Annotated in this window: 18 protein-coding genes; 5 read left to right on the forward strand and 13 right to left on the reverse strand. The window is 64.7% G+C overall.

What is annotated here, in order from left to right; genetic code table 11:
- Position 1: 1 nt before the first annotated feature.
- Complete coding sequence (locus H8B03_RS08450) at positions 2–775, forward strand: LamB/YcsF family protein (protein WP_193141304.1); 774 nt, start codon at positions 2–4, stop codon at positions 773–775.
- A gap of 194 nt (positions 776–969) precedes the next feature.
- Positions 970–2,313, forward strand: a complete 1,344-nt coding sequence (locus tag H8B03_RS08455) for an amidohydrolase family protein (protein WP_193141305.1) — start codon at positions 970–972, stop codon at positions 2,311–2,313.
- Between the two features lie 36 nt (positions 2,314–2,349).
- On the opposite strand, the gene H8B03_RS08460 is transcribed toward H8B03_RS08455, so the two are convergent.
- Complete coding sequence (locus H8B03_RS08460; RefSeq protein WP_193141306.1) at positions 2,350–3,117, reverse strand: hydroxypyruvate isomerase family protein; 768 nt, start codon at positions 3,115–3,117, stop codon at positions 2,350–2,352.
- Positions 3,118–3,338: 221 nt separating this feature from the next.
- Between H8B03_RS08460 and H8B03_RS08465 the strand changes: the two genes are divergently transcribed.
- Positions 3,339–3,554: a hypothetical protein gene (locus tag H8B03_RS08465; RefSeq protein WP_193141307.1), complete on the forward strand. Its 216-nt coding sequence runs from the start codon at positions 3,339–3,341 to the stop codon at positions 3,552–3,554.
- A gap of 215 nt (positions 3,555–3,769) precedes the next feature.
- Here the strand turns inward: H8B03_RS08465 and H8B03_RS08470 are convergent, their stop codons facing one another.
- Positions 3,770–4,789, reverse strand: coding sequence for a replication initiation protein (locus H8B03_RS08470; RefSeq protein WP_193141308.1), 1,020 nt, complete (start codon positions 4,787–4,789; stop codon positions 3,770–3,772).
- Positions 4,790–5,528: 739 nt separating this feature from the next.
- Between H8B03_RS08470 and H8B03_RS08475 the strand changes: the two genes are divergently transcribed.
- Positions 5,529–6,731 carry an AAA family ATPase gene (locus tag H8B03_RS08475; RefSeq protein ID WP_193141309.1) on the forward strand — a complete coding sequence of 401 codons (1,203 nt, stop codon included), beginning with the start codon at positions 5,529–5,531 and terminating at the stop codon, positions 6,729–6,731.
- Positions 6,728–7,732, forward strand: a complete 1,005-nt coding sequence (locus tag H8B03_RS08480; RefSeq protein ID WP_193141310.1) for a ParB/RepB/Spo0J family partition protein — start codon at positions 6,728–6,730, stop codon at positions 7,730–7,732. Before H8B03_RS08475 ends, H8B03_RS08480 begins: the two co-directional genes overlap by 4 nt.
- 152 nt (positions 7,733–7,884) lie before the next feature.
- Here the strand turns inward: H8B03_RS08480 and H8B03_RS08485 are convergent, their stop codons facing one another.
- The 11 genes from H8B03_RS08485 to H8B03_RS08535 all read right to left on the reverse strand — a co-directional run bounded on the left by H8B03_RS08485 (position 7,885) and on the right by H8B03_RS08535 (position 17,566).
- A complete protein-coding gene (locus H8B03_RS08485; protein WP_193141311.1) occupies positions 7,885–8,121 on the reverse strand; it encodes a hypothetical protein in 237 nt (78 codons plus the stop codon).
- Entirely contained in the window at positions 8,118–8,861 is a 744-nt protein-coding gene (locus H8B03_RS08490) for a cobalamin biosynthesis protein CbiX (protein WP_193141312.1), read from the reverse strand. The genes H8B03_RS08485 and H8B03_RS08490 overlap by 4 nt, the downstream gene beginning before the upstream one ends.
- Positions 8,818–10,365, reverse strand: coding sequence for a nitrite reductase (locus tag H8B03_RS08495; RefSeq protein ID WP_193141313.1), 1,548 nt, complete (start codon positions 10,363–10,365; stop codon positions 8,818–8,820). The genes H8B03_RS08490 and H8B03_RS08495 overlap by 44 nt, the downstream gene beginning before the upstream one ends.
- Complete coding sequence (nirJ, locus tag H8B03_RS08500; protein WP_193141314.1) at positions 10,340–11,554, reverse strand: heme d1 biosynthesis radical SAM protein NirJ; 1,215 nt, start codon at positions 11,552–11,554, stop codon at positions 10,340–10,342. Before nirJ ends, H8B03_RS08495 begins: the two co-directional genes overlap by 26 nt.
- A gap of 3 nt (positions 11,555–11,557) precedes the next feature.
- Entirely contained in the window at positions 11,558–12,046 is a 489-nt protein-coding gene (locus H8B03_RS08505) for an Lrp/AsnC family transcriptional regulator (RefSeq protein ID WP_193141315.1), read from the reverse strand.
- Positions 12,043–12,498, reverse strand: coding sequence for an Lrp/AsnC family transcriptional regulator (locus tag H8B03_RS08510; RefSeq protein ID WP_193141316.1), 456 nt, complete (start codon positions 12,496–12,498; stop codon positions 12,043–12,045). Before H8B03_RS08510 ends, H8B03_RS08505 begins: the two co-directional genes overlap by 4 nt.
- Positions 12,495–13,487 carry an AsnC family transcriptional regulator gene (locus tag H8B03_RS08515; RefSeq protein ID WP_193141317.1) on the reverse strand — a complete coding sequence of 331 codons (993 nt, stop codon included), beginning with the start codon at positions 13,485–13,487 and terminating at the stop codon, positions 12,495–12,497. Before H8B03_RS08515 ends, H8B03_RS08510 begins: the two co-directional genes overlap by 4 nt.
- A gap of 2 nt (positions 13,488–13,489) precedes the next feature.
- Entirely contained in the window at positions 13,490–14,638 is a 1,149-nt protein-coding gene (locus H8B03_RS08520; protein WP_193141318.1) for a cytochrome D1 domain-containing protein, read from the reverse strand.
- The gene (locus H8B03_RS08525) at positions 14,635–14,937 is read right to left on the reverse strand and encodes a cytochrome c (protein ID WP_193141319.1); all 303 of its coding nucleotides are present in this window, start codon (positions 14,935–14,937) and stop codon (positions 14,635–14,637) included. Before H8B03_RS08525 ends, H8B03_RS08520 begins: the two co-directional genes overlap by 4 nt.
- Complete coding sequence (gene cobA, locus H8B03_RS08530) at positions 14,930–15,724, reverse strand: uroporphyrinogen-III C-methyltransferase (protein ID WP_193141320.1); 795 nt, start codon at positions 15,722–15,724, stop codon at positions 14,930–14,932. The genes H8B03_RS08525 and cobA overlap by 8 nt, the downstream gene beginning before the upstream one ends.
- 87 nt (positions 15,725–15,811) lie before the next feature.
- Positions 15,812–17,566: a nitrite reductase gene (locus H8B03_RS08535; RefSeq protein ID WP_226925809.1), complete on the reverse strand. Its 1,755-nt coding sequence runs from the start codon at positions 17,564–17,566 to the stop codon at positions 15,812–15,814.
- Between the last annotated feature and the right edge of the window lie 100 nt (positions 17,567–17,666).

The raw sequence follows: 17,666 nt of genomic DNA on the forward strand, positions 1-17,666 counted from the left end.
CATGACACATTTCGTGGATCTCAATGCCGATATGGGCGAAAGCTTCGGCGCCTGGACGATGGGCGATGACGCCGCGCTGCTGGAGATCGTGACCTCGGCCAATGTCGCCTGCGGCCTGCACGCCGGCGATTGGGACGTGATGGCCAAGACCATGCAGCGCGCGGTGGACAAGGGCGTCGGCATCGGCGCGCATCCCGGCTTTCCCGACCTGCACGGCTTTGGCCGCCAGCGCATGACGCTGCCGCTGGCGTCCTTGCAGAACCTCGTGCGCTATCAGGTCGGCGCGGCCCAGGCGATGGCACGGGCGGCAGGCGGCACGGTGCGGCACCTGAAGCTGCACGGCGCGCTGGCCAACATGGCCTCGGAGGATGAAGCGATGGCCACGGCCTGTTACCAGGCCGCGCTGTCCGTCGCCCCCGAGATCATCATCATGGTCCTGGCCGGCACCGCGCAGCAGCGTGCGGCACAGGCCCTGGGCTGTCCCATCGCCTGCGAAATCTTCGCCGATCGTGCCTATAACGACGATGCGACGCTGGTCGATCGCAGCCTGCCGGGCGCGGTGATCCATGACCCGCAGGTCGCCGGGCAGCGGATGGCGCAAATGGTGCGCGAAGGCGCGATCATCACCGAAAGCGGCACGCGGATCGAAACCCGGATCGACACCATCTGCCTGCATGGCGACACGCCCACGGCCGTCAGCATCGCCGCCGAGGTCCGCCGGGCCCTGCTGGCGGGTGGCGTTGAACTGGCGCAGTTCCCGGGCGCAACGCTCTGATCGCTGGCGCACCGGGCTTGGCCCCGGCGGTGCAGACCTGCGCCCCCGGACACAACCGTTTACAGGTCTGCCCCCATGTCTTACCCATTGGGTCAGACCTCGGCCACCTGTTACGCCGGGCACGATGGGCCATGCGGTCGCCGCGCCACCGTCGCCGGACATCCCTCGCCCATCGCCAATGCTGGAGAAAAACGATGCGCCACCTGGCTGTTCTGCTTTGCACCGCCGCAACCCTCACCACCGCCTGTGCCTCTGCGCAGGAAACCGGGTCGGAAGGCGCCCCAAATGCCGTGCTGATCCGCGGCGCGAGCATCTTTACCGGCTGCTCCCCCGATCTACTGGAAGGTCAGGACGTCTATATCGCCGGCAACATGATTTCCCGGATCGGCGCCGATCTGGAACCGCCCGAATTCGCCACCGTCATCGACGCGGATGGCCATGTGCTGATACCCGGCCTGATCGATGCCCATTGGCACGGGGTCTATGCGACGGCGACAATCGGCAAGCTCATGACCACCAACGAAGGTTACTGGAACCTTCTGACCGCGGCCGCACAGCGCGACACGCTGTATCGCGGGTTCACCACGGTGCGTGATACGGCGGGCCCGATGTTCGATATTGCCCGCGCCACCGATGAGGGCCTGATCGAAGGACCACGGGTGTTTCCCTCGGGCCCTGCCATCTCGCAAACCGCCGGGCACATGGATTTCCGGATGACACGGGATGTGCCCGCCACGCCGGACAAGCTTCATTCCTTCGAGACCTCGGACATGTTCTACATCGCCGACGGCGTGCCCGAGGTGCTCAAGCGCGTGCGCGAAAACCTGATGCAGGGCGCGACGCAGATCAAGCTGATGGCCGGCGGCGGCGTCACCTCAAGCTATGATCCGATCCACACGATCCAATACACCAGGGCCGAACTGGAAGCGGCGGTCGAACAGGCGGAAAACTGGGGCACCTACGTGCTGACCCACGCCATCAATGACGAGGCCGTCAACCATTCCATCGACGCCGGCGTCAAAAGCGTCGAGCACGGCCACATGTCGACCCGCGAAACCCTTCAACGCTTCGTCGAGAACGATGTCTGGCTCAGCATGCAGCCCTTTCTGGACGACGAAGACGCCCCGGCCCTGAACGCGTTCCAGAAGGCGAAATACGATTCCGTCACCGATGGCACCGACTTCGTCTACAAGACGGCCAAGGAACTGGGCGTGAAGATCGCCTTCGGCACCGACACGCTGTTCAGCGCGGATCTTGCCAAGCGGCAGGGCGCGCAGCTTGCCAAACTGCAAAACTGGTTCACGCCCTACGAGGCGCTGAAGATGGCCACCTGCGACAATGCCGACCTGCTGGCGCTGTCGGGCAATCTTACACCCTACCCGATGGGTCCGCTGGGGGTGATCGAAGAAGGCGCCTATGCCGACCTGATCCTTGTGGATGGCAACCCGCTGGACGATCTTGATCTGGTGAGCGATCCTGACGCGAACTTCGACGTCATCATGAAAGATGGCGTGATCTACAAGAACGCGCTGAACTGAGCCTGCCCCGCGCGGCATCCCCCGACGCCGCGCGTATCATTCGGGGGCCAGCTTGGGCATCCAGCCAAGGCTGGCACCGGTGTCGGGGCCGGGTTTGTATTCGGCACCAAGCGGGGCTTGATATCCCATCCGGGCGATTGCCCGGAAGACCTGGGAATAGTCCAGCGTGCCCTGATCGGGCGGCCCCCGGTCGGGTACCGCGGCGAACTGGATATGGCCGATGGATCCCCAGACGCTTTTCAGCCGGCCGATCACGTCGCCCTCGGTCCGCGCCACGTGGTAGCAATCGAACATCAGTTTCAGGTTCGGCGCCCCGACCTGCGCAATGATCTCCACCGCCTGCCCGGTGGTGGACAGGAAATAGCCCGGCGCATCATGGGGGTTGAGCGGTTCGATCAGGATGGTGATCCCCTCTGGCGCGGCCCGCGTGCAGGCATGATCCAGCGCCGAAACAAAAGCATCCCGCGCCGCCGCACCGCTGGCCATCCCCGCCATCACATGCACATTGCCCGCCCCGACGGCCGTGGCATAGGCGATGGCCTCGTCAATGGCGGCGCGGGCATCGCTTGCCCGGCCGGGCAGCGCGGAAAGGCCGACGTCCCCTGCCCCGACATCCCCGCGACGTGTGTTGAGCCCGAGCATCGGCAGGCCGGTGTCCTTCAACGCCGCGACAACCTCGGCCACCGGGACCTCATAAGGCCAGTGGCATTCCACGGCATCGAAACCGGCGGCATGGGCCGCGCGGATGGCGTCTGGCAAGGCCTTTTCGGTCCACAGAAACCCCAGGTTGGCTGAAAACTTCATGCGTCCCACTCCACGTCAAACTTGCCCACAAGGGCGCGGCGCCCCCCCGGCCATCATCGCCAACCGGGCGGGATCCTCAAGCGCTTCGATGGCGTTTCAGGCGGCTTCCAGACCCCTGCCCGCCACCACCGGCCCGCAAACCTGCGCCCCGGAATTGACATTGACGAAGTCGCCCTAGATCGTCGCCGGGACATTTCCGTCCCAAGATCCAGGAGATCACAATGAAGTACCTGTTGGCACCCTCGCTGTTGCTGTTCGCGCTGTCGGGATGCGGTCTGAGTGAAAGCCAGGTCAGCACAGCCGCTCAAGCTGGCGCCGCTGCCGCCGAGGCACAAGAGGTCTCAGAAGAGGTCAAGCGCGAGACCGACTTCGATGCCATCGGGCGCGAGGCCGTCGCGGATGTGGACACCTCAAACTTCGATGCGCTGACAAACTGACACTGTCATCGGCACCCCCACAAGATCGACCCCCAAAACCCGTAGGTCTGTCGCAGGCATTTTGCCTGTCCTGACGGGTTTTTCCGGGGTCGTGTTGTTTGCGCGGGGCCAGAGTCTTGCAGATTCTTATGGTCATTTATTGACCATAATGCTCACAACCCAGACTGCGCGCCAACACCCCCTGCCCGCCCGAAAATTGCCAATTGGCAATTTCACTACAACGGGTTGTTTTCCGCGAACTTTCTGAAGAACGCGAGAAACGCCTTGTCGGGATCACGCGCCGGCTCGCGACCCGTGGACCAGGCCCGCCATTCGCTTTCCACGAAGTAGATGTCATAGCCGGGATGGCGCAGCTTGGCGGTCTCATAGGTCTCGGTGCGCAGCGCCCTGCCCTGCCCGTCCAGCCAGGCCGGACGCGGCTTCAGCGTCGACACCTCGGGCTCCACCTCTCCGGCCACCCGCGCCTTGCGCCCGACCTTCGAGAAGCTCACCTCGCGTTCGGCCGCATCCACCCCGTCGCGATCCTTGCGCCACCAGCGCAGCTCCACATGGGTGACCCGGCGCCCGGTCTTGATCGGTTCGATCTGCACCACATAGTCGCTCAGCGCGTTGACCTCGGCCACGGCGGGCTTGATGGCGCGCAGGTTCAGGTTTGACCAGCTGGTCAGCTTGCCCTTGGGCACCCCCAGCACCCCGCGCAGCGCCTCAAGAGTGAACTTCTCGGACGCGCGGTACTTCAGGTTGCCGCGCTTCTGCACCATCTCGTACAGCGTCAGCGCATATTTCGAAGTCAGCGCGAACATCACCTCGCGCTGCAACCGCGCGAACACCGACGAATGCTTGATGATCTTGCGCAGCCGCGCCGGAATTTCATATTCGACCAGACCGTCGCGGCGCAGGGTCTCGATATTGCCGCCCAGAAGCTGCACCCGCTCGATCGCCTCTTCGCCGTCCCAGTTCACCTGGATCTTGACGATGGCCGACATCAGCCGTTCCAGGCTTTCGCCGATGCGATCGTTGGCATTGTGCGAACCGCGCAACTCGGCCTTGGCGATCACATGGGTCACCGGCTTCTCGATCCCGTCCCAGGCGTTTTCCAGAAGCTGGTTATAGATCCGCCGATCTGCCAATGTCAGCGGAGTCACCTCGACCAGATCCACCAATTCCCCCGGTTTGACGAGGCTTTCGGCATTGGGTCGGGCGTCCAGGGTGCGATAGGAACGGTCGGCTGCCACGCGCGCTACTCGATTCTCTTACGTTTGTAGTTTGTTGGATGTAAGCTACCAAGGCGCTTTGCCCCGGTAAAGCACTTGCGCGGGCAGCGCGGCGATCCCGGCGGCAGATCTCGTGGGTCTGGCCGCAACGCCCGCCGCCGTATCGCCAAGTCTTACACATGAATAGGCCCAAATGTATCTTTTAAACAGCAATGCCACCAGAGCCGGCTCACCCAATCCGTAAGGTTTGCGACTCGGGCCGACTCGCCCCCGGACTCGGAATTCACCCAAGATCAACCAGAAAATGCTTGTTTTACAGGGGTCTGCGCGCACCCAAAATGTAAGGGTGATTCCACACCCCAGACGTAGGCGCAGCCAACCCCATCCGTAAGCTTTGCCCACCCCAAACGTAGGCCGTAGTCACCCATGAAGTAGCGATTGGCGGAAAGTTGTGCGCAAAGACAGAGACTTAACCGTCCTGAACATGGAACAATTAGAATCTAGAATCCCTGCGGGTGCTGGTGTTTTTTGCTTGGGGTTTGGGGATAACTCCCGGATCGGCACACTCCGCCTTACAAATCGAGAGGTTTGCGCCAATTTCACCCGTAAATCTCCGAACCGGGCCGCTGTTGCCCCGAAATTCCACTCATTCCGGGATACATCTGCAACTTCCGCTTTTTTCGTTGATTTCCGAAAATTATCGCACTTGCGGCGGTGCGCCCCGTCCCGCATGATTCGAGCGTCACCATTCGAGGATACCATGGACAACCAGGTTCTCCCCCCCGTTACGCTTTCCGAATTGCAAAACCTCTCGACCCGCGCCGACACGGTCATGAACCGCCTGCGCGACCGCGTCTATGCGCCCGGCAGCGAGAAACAGCTCGAGCTCAGTTTCAATGTCCGCTCCGCCGCCGAAATGGTCGGCCGCTCGGAAAAGCTGATCCGGGATGCCGAGGCCGATGGCCGCCTGCCAGAGCCGCAGAAGGATCCCGAAACCGGCCGCCGCACCGGCTATTCGCTGGCCGAGGTCAACCGGATGCGCGAGGTCTTCGGCACACTGCCGCACCGCGCGCCCGGCGATCCGCCGCTGGTCATGGCGGTGCAGAACTTCAAGGGCGGCGTCGGCAAATCCACGCTGGTGACCCATCTGGCGCAGTACTTCGCACTGAAAGGTTACCGCGTCTGCGTGATCGATTGCGACAGCCAGGCCTCGACCACCGCCGTCTTCGGGCTGAACCCCGACGTGGATGTCGACGAGGATGAAGACACGCTCTATCCGTTCTTCCGCCACGGCGGCCCGGCGACGCTGCACTACGCGCTGCGCGCCACCTATTGGCCGGGCATCGCGCTGATCCCGGCCAACCTGGGCCTGTATGATGCCGAGTATGAATTCGCCGCCCGCATGGCTCGCGACCACACCTTCGTGCTGGACAAGCTGCGAGACGGGGTCGAGTCGATCCAGGACCAGTTCGACATCGTGCTGCTGGATCCGCCGCCGGCGCTGGGGATGCTGTCGCTGTCGGTGCTGCGGGCGGCCAACGCGCTGCTGATCCCGGCACCGCCCAACAACATCGACTTCGCCTCGACCGCGCATTTCCTGAAGATGATGGCGGCGACGCTGGGCGAGATTTCGGAACATGGCGGCGCGCGGTCCTATGCCTTCGTCAAGATCGTGGCGACCAAGATGGACGACCAGAAGTCGGCGCATGTGGCGATCAAGCGGATGATGGACGCGGTGTTTCCGCATGACGTTCTGCAATCGGTGCTCAAGGACAGTGCCGAGATCGACAACGCAACGGCCAACCTGAAGACGGTATACGAGTTGACGGGGCCAGCCCGGCGGACCGAGACCCACAAGCGCTGCCGCACCTATCTGGATGCGGTGGGGCGCGAGGTGGAGACACTGATCCGCAAGACCTGGCCGAGTCACCATTCGGACCTGCGCAAGGAGGGGATCCTGTGAGCAAGAAGCACGACGCACTGTTTGACGACATTCTCAGCGGGCTGGACGCACAGCCCACGGAGGCGACGCCGCCGCCCGAACCGGCGGCCCCGAAAGACCGGGGCGGGGCGCGCTTCCTGAAGCGGTCCACCACCATCGGCGACCGGCTGTCGGGCGAGATCGAGGAAAAGACCCTGAAATGGGTGGACCCGGCCGAATGCCGCATGTGGGAACATCACAACCGCGCCTACGACCTGCTGACCGAGGACAGTTGCCGCGACCTGATCGACGGCATCCGCGCGCAGGGGCGGCAGGAATTTCCCGCCATCGTGCGCCGCGTCAGCGATGGCGGGGCGCAGGCCTATGAGGTCATCTGCGGTGCGCGTCGGCATTTCGCCGTCAGCTGGCTGCGGGCCAACAATTATCCGCAGTTCAAGTACCTGGTGGATGTGCGCGACCTGTCGGATGAAGAGGCCTTCCGCCTGGCCGATATCGAGAACCGCGACCGCGAGGACATCAGCGACTTCGAACGCGCCCGCGACTATGCCGCCGCGCTTGAGCGTTATTACGGCGGCAAGCAGAAGGCCATGGCGGCGCGGCTGGAGGTCTCGGAGGGCTGGCTGTCGCGCTATCTGCAACTGGCCAAACTACCGCCCGAGATCGTCGCGGCCTATGGTGCCATCACCGACATCAAGGAGCTGCACGCCCGCCAGCTGAAACCGCTTCTGGCGCGGCCGGCGGATCGGGCCAGGGTTCTGTCTGCGGCGGCGGATCTGGCGGCGGCGAAAGGGCAGGGGCGGGCCAGCGATGGCGCGCAGGTTCTGGCGGCGTTGAAGGCGGCGGTCAAACCGGCGAAACCGAAAGGGCAGGGCGGCACGCTGTATCGCCGGGGGCCGGGAGAAAGCGGCATCACCGTGCGCAAGAAGGGCCGCAGCGTCGTCATGGAGTTCTCGGACAGCCTGAGCCGCAATGCGCTGGAGGAGGCCTTCGCCCGATACATGGCGGATCGCTTTGGAAAGTGAAATTGCCAACTGGCAAGAAGACGGTTTTACCGTTTAAAAACAGTTGGTTCATCAGTTTGACAACGGATCTGTTGCAGCCAGATTGCCAAGGCAAGGCTTTGAAGATGGTCACGACAGGGCAGGGGAGGCGGGCCGCAAGACCCGCCGTCCGGTTATTTGCCCTCGGCCTCGTCCATCAGGCCGCGCACCCATTTGGCCGCCCACCAGGTCGCCGGAATCCCCAGCGGAATGCTGAGACCAAGGGTCAACATCGGCGACAGCGCCGACAGACCGATGGCCTGGCCCATCAGGCTGAGCATGAACAGGTTGATGGCCACGGCCCCCGCCGCGAAGGGGTACAGCACGATGGCCAGCCGCTTGCGGGTCCATTTCTCGTCGGTGTCGGTCATGAGGCGTGTTCCAGGCGGGCGGCGGCGCACAGGGCGTCGGCGATCAGGGCAGGGATGGCCGGCCACAGGGCCAGCGGCGGCAGGGTGGGGCCACGAAAGCCGCCCGCGCTCAGGGCGGCGGGCAGGTCGTCGGTGACATGGCCGCCGTCGGCGGTGAAATAGGACAGGCAGATCGCCTTGGGTCCGAAGCCTGCCGCCACCGTGTGGATATGGGGGGGTTCTTCCAGGAAGGCGACCTCGATCCGGGCGAAGGTTCCGGCCTGACGCAAGGCCTCGGCAAAGCGCCGGGTGCAGGCGGCGGGCACCGCGCCCTGCGCCGATCCGTGGGCCGCGACCAGAACTTCGGTCTCTGAGGCGCTCCAACCGGCGCTGGAGGCCGCGTCCGACAGCATCTGAAGGGTGCGGTCCGGCAAGGCCGGATCGCTGCCCAGCGGCGGCAGGACGCGCGCGGCGGGCAGGCCCAGACGGGCGGGCAGGGCGGTGTTGGTGAACCAGCCTTCGGTCATGAACAGCGGATAGATCAGCACATCGTCGCGCGCACCGTCCAGTGCGCGCTCGACGGACCCCTTGGCCGCCAATGTGGCCGCGCCAATGCGGCGCCCCGGCATCCGGGCCGCGACCTTGGCGGCCAGTTCGGCCAGCCGGGCCTCGGCCGGGGCCGGGTCCGAGGGCTGGCCGTGCGAGACCAGGATGGCCTCAGTGGCTGGTGCCTTCAGAGAAGGTGATCTTGTTCCAGACATTGTATTTCCCGGATGGTTTGCGCATCGGCAGGCGGCGGACCTCTTCCAGCGTGGCGGCGTCATAGACGATGACCGCGCCGTCATCCTCCCAGACCGACACCAGCGCATGGCGTCCGTCGCGGGTGAATTCCACATGGGCGACGGTGGCGCCGGGCACCGGGCGCAGGGTCTTGACGATCTCGAGGCTCTGCTTGTCGATCACATGCATGACGTCGCGGTTGGGACCAAAGAAGACGTCGGCCCAGAAGTAGGGCGTGTTCTCATGACTGCGCAGGAAGAAGCCGGGGCCTTCGGTTTCGATCGTGGTCAGCCGTTCCCAGGTTTCGGTGTCGATGACCGAAAGCTTGGCCTCTTTCAGGTGCGGCGTCGCCATCACACGGCGGCCATCGCGATCCCACGAGATGCCCGAGCCCAGATGCGGCATGCCGTCCAGCGGCAGTTCGGCGATCTCGCGCCCGACGTTGAGGTTGACCACCACCCCGCGACGCCCGTCGCGGGCGGCCCCGATCAGGTTGCGATAGTCGTCGTCAAAGAAGAAATCATCCAGCGGTTCGGTAACCTCGATCCGGCGCCGGGCGAACAGCCCTTCGGAGGAGGCGATGGCCTCGACCATGTCCTTCTCGCGGCTGTGCACGAAACCTTCGTAGACCGGCTCGGCGTTGGGATCGGTGGCGACCTCCCAGATCTCGGGGGCGTCCTTCAGCGCAAGGATGAAGCTTTTGCGTTGCGGGGCCTGGTAGACCGCCGAAACCCGGCTGGGGGTGCCGTCCTTGCCGATCACCTCCATCACGCGGGTAACCGACAGATCCTCGGTCGACAGCAGGGTCAGGGTCATCGGCAGGTAGTTGGCAACGGCCAGCCATTTGCCATCGTGGCTCATGGCGATGTTGCGGCTGTTCAGACCGGCGCGGACCCGGCCCACTTCGGACAGGGACCACAGGTCGTACTTCTGCACCCAGCCGTCGCGCGACATGATGAAGACATAGCGCCCGTCGGGGCTGAACTTCGGGCCGCCATGCACGGCAAAGGGGGTTTCGAACCGGTCGAGCACCTCGAAGGTGTCGCCATCCAGCACGCTGACGTGATGGTCGCCGGTTTCCACCACCAGGGTGATGTTCATCGGGTCCGAGGACCAGACCGGCGCTTCGGCGGCGGCGTAGTCCGGGGTCAGGGTGCGGCTGGCGGCGATCTCGGCCTCGCCCCAGGCCGGAACATCGTCCAGCGGGGTGCGCAGGTAGTCGGCCAGCGCGGCGATACGGTCGGTGTCCAGCACCTCGGCAAAGCCCGGCATCTGGGTGGCGGCACGGCCGTCGCGGATCACCGCCTCCAGGTTGGGGCCGCGCATCCGGCCAAGGGTCTGCGGAATCAGCGCCGGACCCAGGGCGCCCAGACGGCTGGGGCCATGGCAGTCGGTGCAGTGATCGGCATAGTCCTGAGCGGGATCCGCCGCCAGAGAGGTGGCCGCGAACAGGGCCGCACTAATGGAAACGGTGAACCGGATCATTTCGTTTTCCTCGGAAGGGGGTCACGGTAAGGCGGTCGCCCTCGGCCACGCCGATCTCGGCGTCGCTGAGGTAGCAGGCCGGATCTTCGGCCCAGGGATCGCCGGTCAGTTGCAGGGCGCGGATGCGGGTGTTGCCGCCGCAGACGGCCTGATAGGCGCAGGCACCGCAGCGCCCCTTGAGCGGGCGCGGCCGCGTGCGCAGCTTGGCCAGCATCGGATCGGGACCTGTCCAAAGCTCTGAAAACGGGGTCTTTTTCACATTTCCGATGGTGTAGTCCGACCAGTAGGTATCGGGGTGCACATTGCCCTGGGTGTCGATGTTGGCGACCCCCAGACCCGAGGAATTGCCGCCCCAGGCTTCCAGGTGGTCGCGCACATTGGCGTGTTCGGCGGCATCGAAATTGCGTTCGACCCAGTTCAGGAAATGCACCGCGTCGGCATCGTTGTTGCCGGTCACGATGTCCAGCGGGAAGCCGTCGGCGGCCCCTGCCCAGCTGCGTTCGATCAGCACATCCATGGCCCGGCGCGAGCGTTGATGCGCGGCATCCTCGCCCCGGTTCTTGTCGCCGCGCCCGGCATAGACCAGATGCGACAGGTAGAACTTGTCGACCCCTTCGTCGTCGCACAGTTGCAGCAGGTCCGGCAGGTGGCGATGGTTCGACTCGGTCAGGGTGAAGCGAAGCCCGACCTTGATGCCACGCTTCTTGCATTCGCGCACGCCCCGCAGGGCATCGGAAAAGGCACCCTCGACGCCGCGGAACCAGTCGTTGGTGGCCCCGATGCCGTCGATCGAGATGCCGACATAGTCAAAGCCGGCCTCGGCCACGCGGTCGGCGTTCTCGCCGTGGATCTTGGTGCCATTGGTGGACAGCGCCAGCATCCTGACCATCGGCCGGGCGCGGGCGGCCAGGTCGAACAGATCCTTGCGGTCCAGCGGCTCGCCGCCCGACAGGATCAGCGCCGGAATGCCGAAGCGGTCAAGATCGTCGAGCGTGTCCATGGCCTGCTGGTGGCTCAGCTCTCCGGGGAAATCCACATCCGCCGAGACGGTGTAGCAGTGCCGGCATTTCAGGTTGCAGCGGCGGGTCAGGTTCCAGATCACCACCGGTTTCACGGGGCCAGAGCCGCGGCGGGCGCGGACCGGCGTGGGGGTGACCAGCTGGTGCATGTACTCGGTGAGGCGAAACATGGTCTATCCTTCCTTGCGGCGCAGTCGCAGGCCGGTTTTTTTCAAGATTTTCGTGGAAAACAGAATGTCGCTACCACGGCAGGCGTCGCCCAGAATCGCGGCGATCTCGGCGCGCTTGGCATCGACCTCGTCGCGGGTCGAGCCGTGCACCATGGCGAACAGGTTGTAGGGCCAGACGGGCAGGGCGCGCGGGCGGCGGTAGCTGTGGGTGACGAAGGGCAGGGCGCCGATCTTTTCACCCAACTGATCCACCAGGCCGTCATCCACGTCCCAGACAGACATGCCGTTGGCGGTCATGCCCAGCTTGTAGTGATTGGGCGCACCACCGATGCGGCGGATCACGCCGCGCTCTTTCATCGCCGCGATGCGGTCGATGACCTCGGGTTCGGTCAGGCCAAGAACTTCGGCCACGGCGGCGAATGGCGCAGGCACCAGCGGCAGCCCGGCCTGCGTTACCTCGACGATCCGGCGATCGGTTGCATCCAGTGTCATGCCGCCACCCTGAAGCCGATGAAGAATTCGCGTTCCTTGGGAAACAGCAGCACTTGCAGGCCGGTTTCCGCTTCGATCCGGCGCGCCGTGGCCTGGATGCCCTCGGCGCTTTCGGTGGCCATCACGAACCACATGTTCAGGCGATGGTCTCGGGCATAGTTGTGGGCCACCTCGGAATGGGCGTTGACCTGTTCCGTCACCGTCTCATAGCGGTCCTCGGGCACTTCCATCGCGCACAGGCAGAAGGCGCCGCCCAGGGCCGCGGCGTCGTAGAACGGGCCGAAGCGGGTCAGATAGCCGGTGTCGCGCAGCCGCGAGATGCGGGCCAGAACCTCGACCTCGGTCAGATCAAGTTCCTGCCCCAGCGCCGCGAAGGGGCGCCGGTCCAGCGGCAGGTCGTCCTGCAGTCGGTTCAGCAGCGCGCGGTCGGTGGTGTCGATATCTTGAGTCATGCGGCAGCGGTTCCTTTGGTCGAGATCAGGGCGCCAGTCTGCTTGAAACAACGGCTGGAGAACAGCGCAAGATGCTTCACCCCCGCCAGTTCGGGCAGGGCGGCGGCCCCGGTCAGAACGCCTAGGGCCTCGTCGCGGCTGCGGGCGTGGATCATGCAATACAGCCGGTAGGGCCAGGCGTCGGCCACCGGGCGGCGTTCGTAGCACAGGGTGACGCCGCTGTGGGCGGCCAGCACCGGCCCGGCCTGGTCGATGCGGTCCGAGTTGATGTCCCAGACCACCATGGCATTGGCCCGCCAGCCCAGGGCGCGGTGGCGGACGATGACGCCCAGCCGGCCCAGGATGCCGGCCTCTTGCAGCACCGCCAGACGGTCCAGAATCTCGGCCTCGGTCCGGCCCAGCTGTTCGGCCACGCGCAGGTAGGGGCGGGACACCATCTCCAGCCCGTGCGACAGCACTTGCAGCAAACGGCGGTCGCCGGGGACCAGAACCTCGGGACGCACCTCGCGGCGGGTCGCGGGCAGGCCCGGCGTGCCGGTCAGGCGAAAGCCGAGATCGACGTTGAAGGGGCGCACCAGGCGCAGGTCCAGCACCCGCAGGCCGGTCTTGCGCCCGATGTCGTGCAAAACCTGGTCCACATGGGCGCGATCCGGCCCGGTGGCGACGAACCACAGGTTCCATTCGTTTTCGCGCAGGTAGCTGTGATTGACGCCCGGCTGGGCGCCGATGATCTCGGCCACGGATTCGATCCGGTCGGGGGGGGCTGCCACGGCGGCCAGGGTGCTGGCCGAGATGGTGTTGGGGGCAAAGGTCGCCCCCACCCGCGAAATCCGCCCCACTGCCTGCATGCGGTCCAGCCGTTTGAGCACCTCGGCCTCGCCGCAGCCCAGCGTGTCGCCCATCTGGGCGAAGGGGCGGGGCACCAGCGGCAGGTCGCGCTGCCAGTCGTCCAGCAGTCTCAGATCGATGGGATCAACGGTCATGTCCATGGCTACAGCCCCGTCCGATGCGCGCGCGCGGTGAAGAAGATGCCCGAAGGGCTGGCGGCGTCGATCTCGCCCAGCTTTTCGAAGGTCGCGGTGTCGTAGATCATGACCTTGCCGGCGTCGCGGACCGAGACCCAGACCTCGTTGCCGCGCGGGCTGAATTCCATGTGCAGCACGGCGGGGCCGGGCTTGAATTCATGCACCACCTGCTTGGTCAGCGTGTCGATCACCTGGATGGTGTCGTTGCGCGGATGCGCGAAGTTGACCCAGACGTGTCGGCCATCGGGGCGCGCCATGGCAAAGACCGGCTGGCCGTAGGTCGCGGTGCGGCCGGTTTCCTGCAACGTCGTGGAATCGACCCACAGAACCTGGTGATGCTTGACGGCCGGCAGGACGAATTCACCGCCCGCCAGCGCCCAGCCTTCCAGGTGGGGCATCTTGTAGACCGGCAGTTCCTCGGAGCCGCGGCCATAGCCGGGCAGCACGCGGATCGGTTCCGGCGGGACCTGCCACAGGTCCAGCGCGGTCATCCCGTCCTCGCCGAACAGCCCGGTGATATAGGTGCGCCCGTCGCTGGTGATCAGCGCGTCATAGGGGTTGGCGCCCATGTCGGGGATCTTTGTGATCTCGGGCGCGTCGCCGGACATGTCCGCGATCCAGGTTTCGCCGCTGTCCCACATGGTGAAGACAAAGCGGCGGCCCGGCGCATCGACCAGCCCGATGGTTTTCGACCCGGTGGGAATATCGGCGACCATGTCGAGCGTGTCGGCGTCGAAGATCCGCACCCCGCCGGGATCGTAGTTCGACACCGCCACCAGCGCGCCATCGTCAGAGATTGCCCCGCCGATGGAGTTGCCGGCCTGAAGCACGCGCGCCACCACGGCCTGCTCAACGATGTCGACCTTGCTGAGGCCGCCATCGCGGCCAAACACATAGGCAAAGCGTTCGTCGGGCGAATAGACAAGGCTGGCGTGCGACAGGTCGCCCAGACCCTCGATCCGGCCAATGGCCGCGCGTTCGGACCGGTCGACCAGCAGCAGCGCGCCATCGGCGCGTTCGACAACGAGACCAAGGTCGCCTGTGGCAACGATCTCTCCGGCCTGAGCGGCGGTCAGGGTGACAGAGGCCAGCAGGCCGGCGATCAGCAGTTTCATGGTTGGGTACCTGTAAGAAGATAGTCGGCGATCCATTGTGCTTCGGCTTCGGAGATCAGCGGCCGCCACGGCGGCATGGCCGTACCGGGAATGCCGTCGAGCACCACAATGGCCAGCGTGTCGGGATCGTAGTGAGAAATGGCGTCGGGACGGATGTCCGGCCCCAGCCCGCCCTTCAGGGTCAGGCCGTGACAGGATCCGCAATCCTGAAGCACCAGGTGCTCCAGCGCGTCGGGGTCTGCAATGTCGGACGCCGAGACCATGAGGGTCGAGGCCAGCAGGAAAGCGAGGCTACGCATGGGCCGCCCGAACGGTTTTTGGCGCGTCACATTCAGCCGTCAGCCCGACGGCCTCACAGGCCTCGGACAGGGAAACGACGCGGCCGATGACGAACAGGACCGGGGCCTGCATTTCGGCGGCGCAAATGTCGGGGGCAATCCGGCCAAGGCAGGAAAACAGGCGGCGCTCGCGCGGGGTGGTGGCATTGGCGATGGCCATCACCGGGGTGTCATGGGGCAGGCCTTCGGCCATCAGATGCATGGCGATCTGGCCGATATTGGCCACGCCCATGTAGACCACCAGCGTGGTGTCGATGCAGGCGAGGCTTTTCCAGTCCAGATCCAGCGCGCCATCGGCCTGCCGGTGCCCGGTGACATAGCGCACACCGGTGGCCAGCCCGCGATGGGTCAGCGGCACGCCGGTGGCGGCGGCCACCCCTTGCGCGGCGGTGATGCCGGGGGCGTATTCCACCGGGATGCCAAGGGCAGTCAGATAGGCGGCCTCTTCCGAGCCGCGTCCGAAGATCAGCGGGTCGCCGCCCTTCAGGCGGGCCACGGTCAGGCCGTCCTGGGCGAATTCGGCCAGAACCTCGTTGATGCGACCCTGGGGGACGGGGTGATCCTTGGGGGCCTTGCCCACCGAGAACCGGCGCGCGCCCTCGGGCGACAGCGCGAGAATTTCTTCGGAAACCAGGCGGTCGTAGACAACCACATCCGCAGCCTGAAGCATCCGCAGGGCGCGCAGGGTCAGAAGCTCAGGGTCGCCGGGACCGGCTCCGATCAGACAGACTTTTCCCAGGCTGGGCATTGCGCATTCCCCGTAAGCTGAAACGTTTGGCGAAAATTGGGGGTGGCAGGGGCGGTGGCCCGCCCCTGCCGGGAACGACGTGAATGATCAGTAAACGTCAGACCGGGTGTTGTAGACGTTGAACTTGCCGGTCGGTGTGATCAGGCGCGGGTCCTTGATGACCTTCTTCAGCTCAAGCGTCTTGTCATCGACAACCACGATGGCCGATTCCAGATCCTTGGCATTCCAGACAGAGAACCAGATTTCGTTGCCAGCCTGGTTGAATTCACCTTGAACAACGCGTGGCTGTCCTTCGGCAATTTCGGCCCATTCGACGATCGGAAGCGTCACGTACTCAGGCTCTTCCTGATCCAGTTCGTCAATCTTGAAGACCGCGACCGAGCCGGAAGTTTCGGCATCCGGGTTCAGCGTTGCGTCAACATAGAGGTGGTTCGAGGTCGGGTGCGTTTTCACGAACAGCGAACCGCCGCCCAGACCGTAAAGCTGCTGAACCATCTTCCACGCATGGTCGGGGTGACCTTCAGGGTCTGTCCCGATCAAGGCGATCGTGTCATCGCCAAGGTGCGACGTTGCCCAGACCGGCCCGTAGGTCGGGTGCATGATGTTGGCACCGCGGCCCGGGTGGGGTGTCTGGCCTTCGGTCTCGACAATCGCGGTCAGCGCGCTTTCCTTGGTGTCGATCACGGCCACCTTGCCACGCGCGTTGGCGGCTGTCAGGAAGTACCGCTTGGTGCTGTCCAGACCGCCGTCATGCAGGAAGCGTTCGGCTTCGATCTCGGTGACTTTCAGGTTCTTGATGTCCGAATAGTCGACCATCAGGATCTTGCCGGTTTCCTTGACGTTGACCAGGAACTCGGGCTTGTAGTGCGAGGCCAGAATGGCCGCCACGCGGGGTTCGGGGTGGTAGACCTGTTCGTCGTAGACCATGCCGCGGGTGGACTTGATCTTCAGCGGCTCAAGCGTGTTGCCGTCCATGATCACGTACTGCGGCGGCCAGTAGGCACCGGCAATGGCGTATTTGTCCTCATAGCCTTCGAACTTGGAGGTTTCGACCGAACGCGCTTCGGCACCGACCTTGATTTCGGCGACGGTGGCGGGCTCTTCCATCCACAGGTCGATCATGTTGACCTTGGCGTCGCGACCGATCACGAGCAGATAGCGGCCCGAGGCCGAGATGCGCGAGATGTGTACGGCATAGCCGGTCTTGATGATCGAGTGGATTTCGTAGGTGGCGCCATCGATCAGGGCAATCTCTCCGCTGTCACGCAGGGTGACCGAGAACAGGTTGTCGATGTCGATGTCGTTCATCTTCTCCTTCGGACGATCCTCGGGTGCGACGATCACTTTCCAGCTTTCGCGCATCTCGGGCATGCCCCATTCTGGCGGCGCAGCCGCATCAAGCAGAATGTAGCGCGCCATCATGTCGACCTGCTCTTCGGTCAGGTCGCCGGATGTGCCCCAGTTCGGCATGCCCGCGGGCGAGCCGTACTTGATGAAATCACGCAGGTATTCAAAACCGTTGGCCCGGGTAATGTCCGGGGTCAGGGCCTTGCCGGTCGCGCCCTTGCGCAACACGCCGTGGCAGCCGGCGCACCGCTCGAAATAGATCTTGTTGGCGGCTTGGTACTCTTCGGCTGTCATCACCGGGTCGCCTTCGCGGCGGCCGGGGATTTCCACTTGCAGTTCGCCAAGTGTGGTCATCGACGGCTGATACGCGGCGGATGCTTCATCCCCGTGATCGGCCGGTTTGTCTTGCGCGGACGCACCAAGGGCGGAAAGCCCAAGGGCCATCGCCGCGCTGACAATCAGCGTGGATCCGCGAATGGCTCGTTTAGTTGTCATAACGGTGTCTCCGTTGTGCTGGTGAGGCACGCCGAACGTGGAATCACATTGCTGTGAGCGCCTTGACTTAGGTTAAGGTGAGACAGTTCTTCGCTTCGTA

The organism is Meridianimarinicoccus sp. MJW13 (assembly GCF_014901205.1).
Classification (GTDB): domain Bacteria; phylum Pseudomonadota; class Alphaproteobacteria; order Rhodobacterales; family Rhodobacteraceae; genus Meridianimarinicoccus.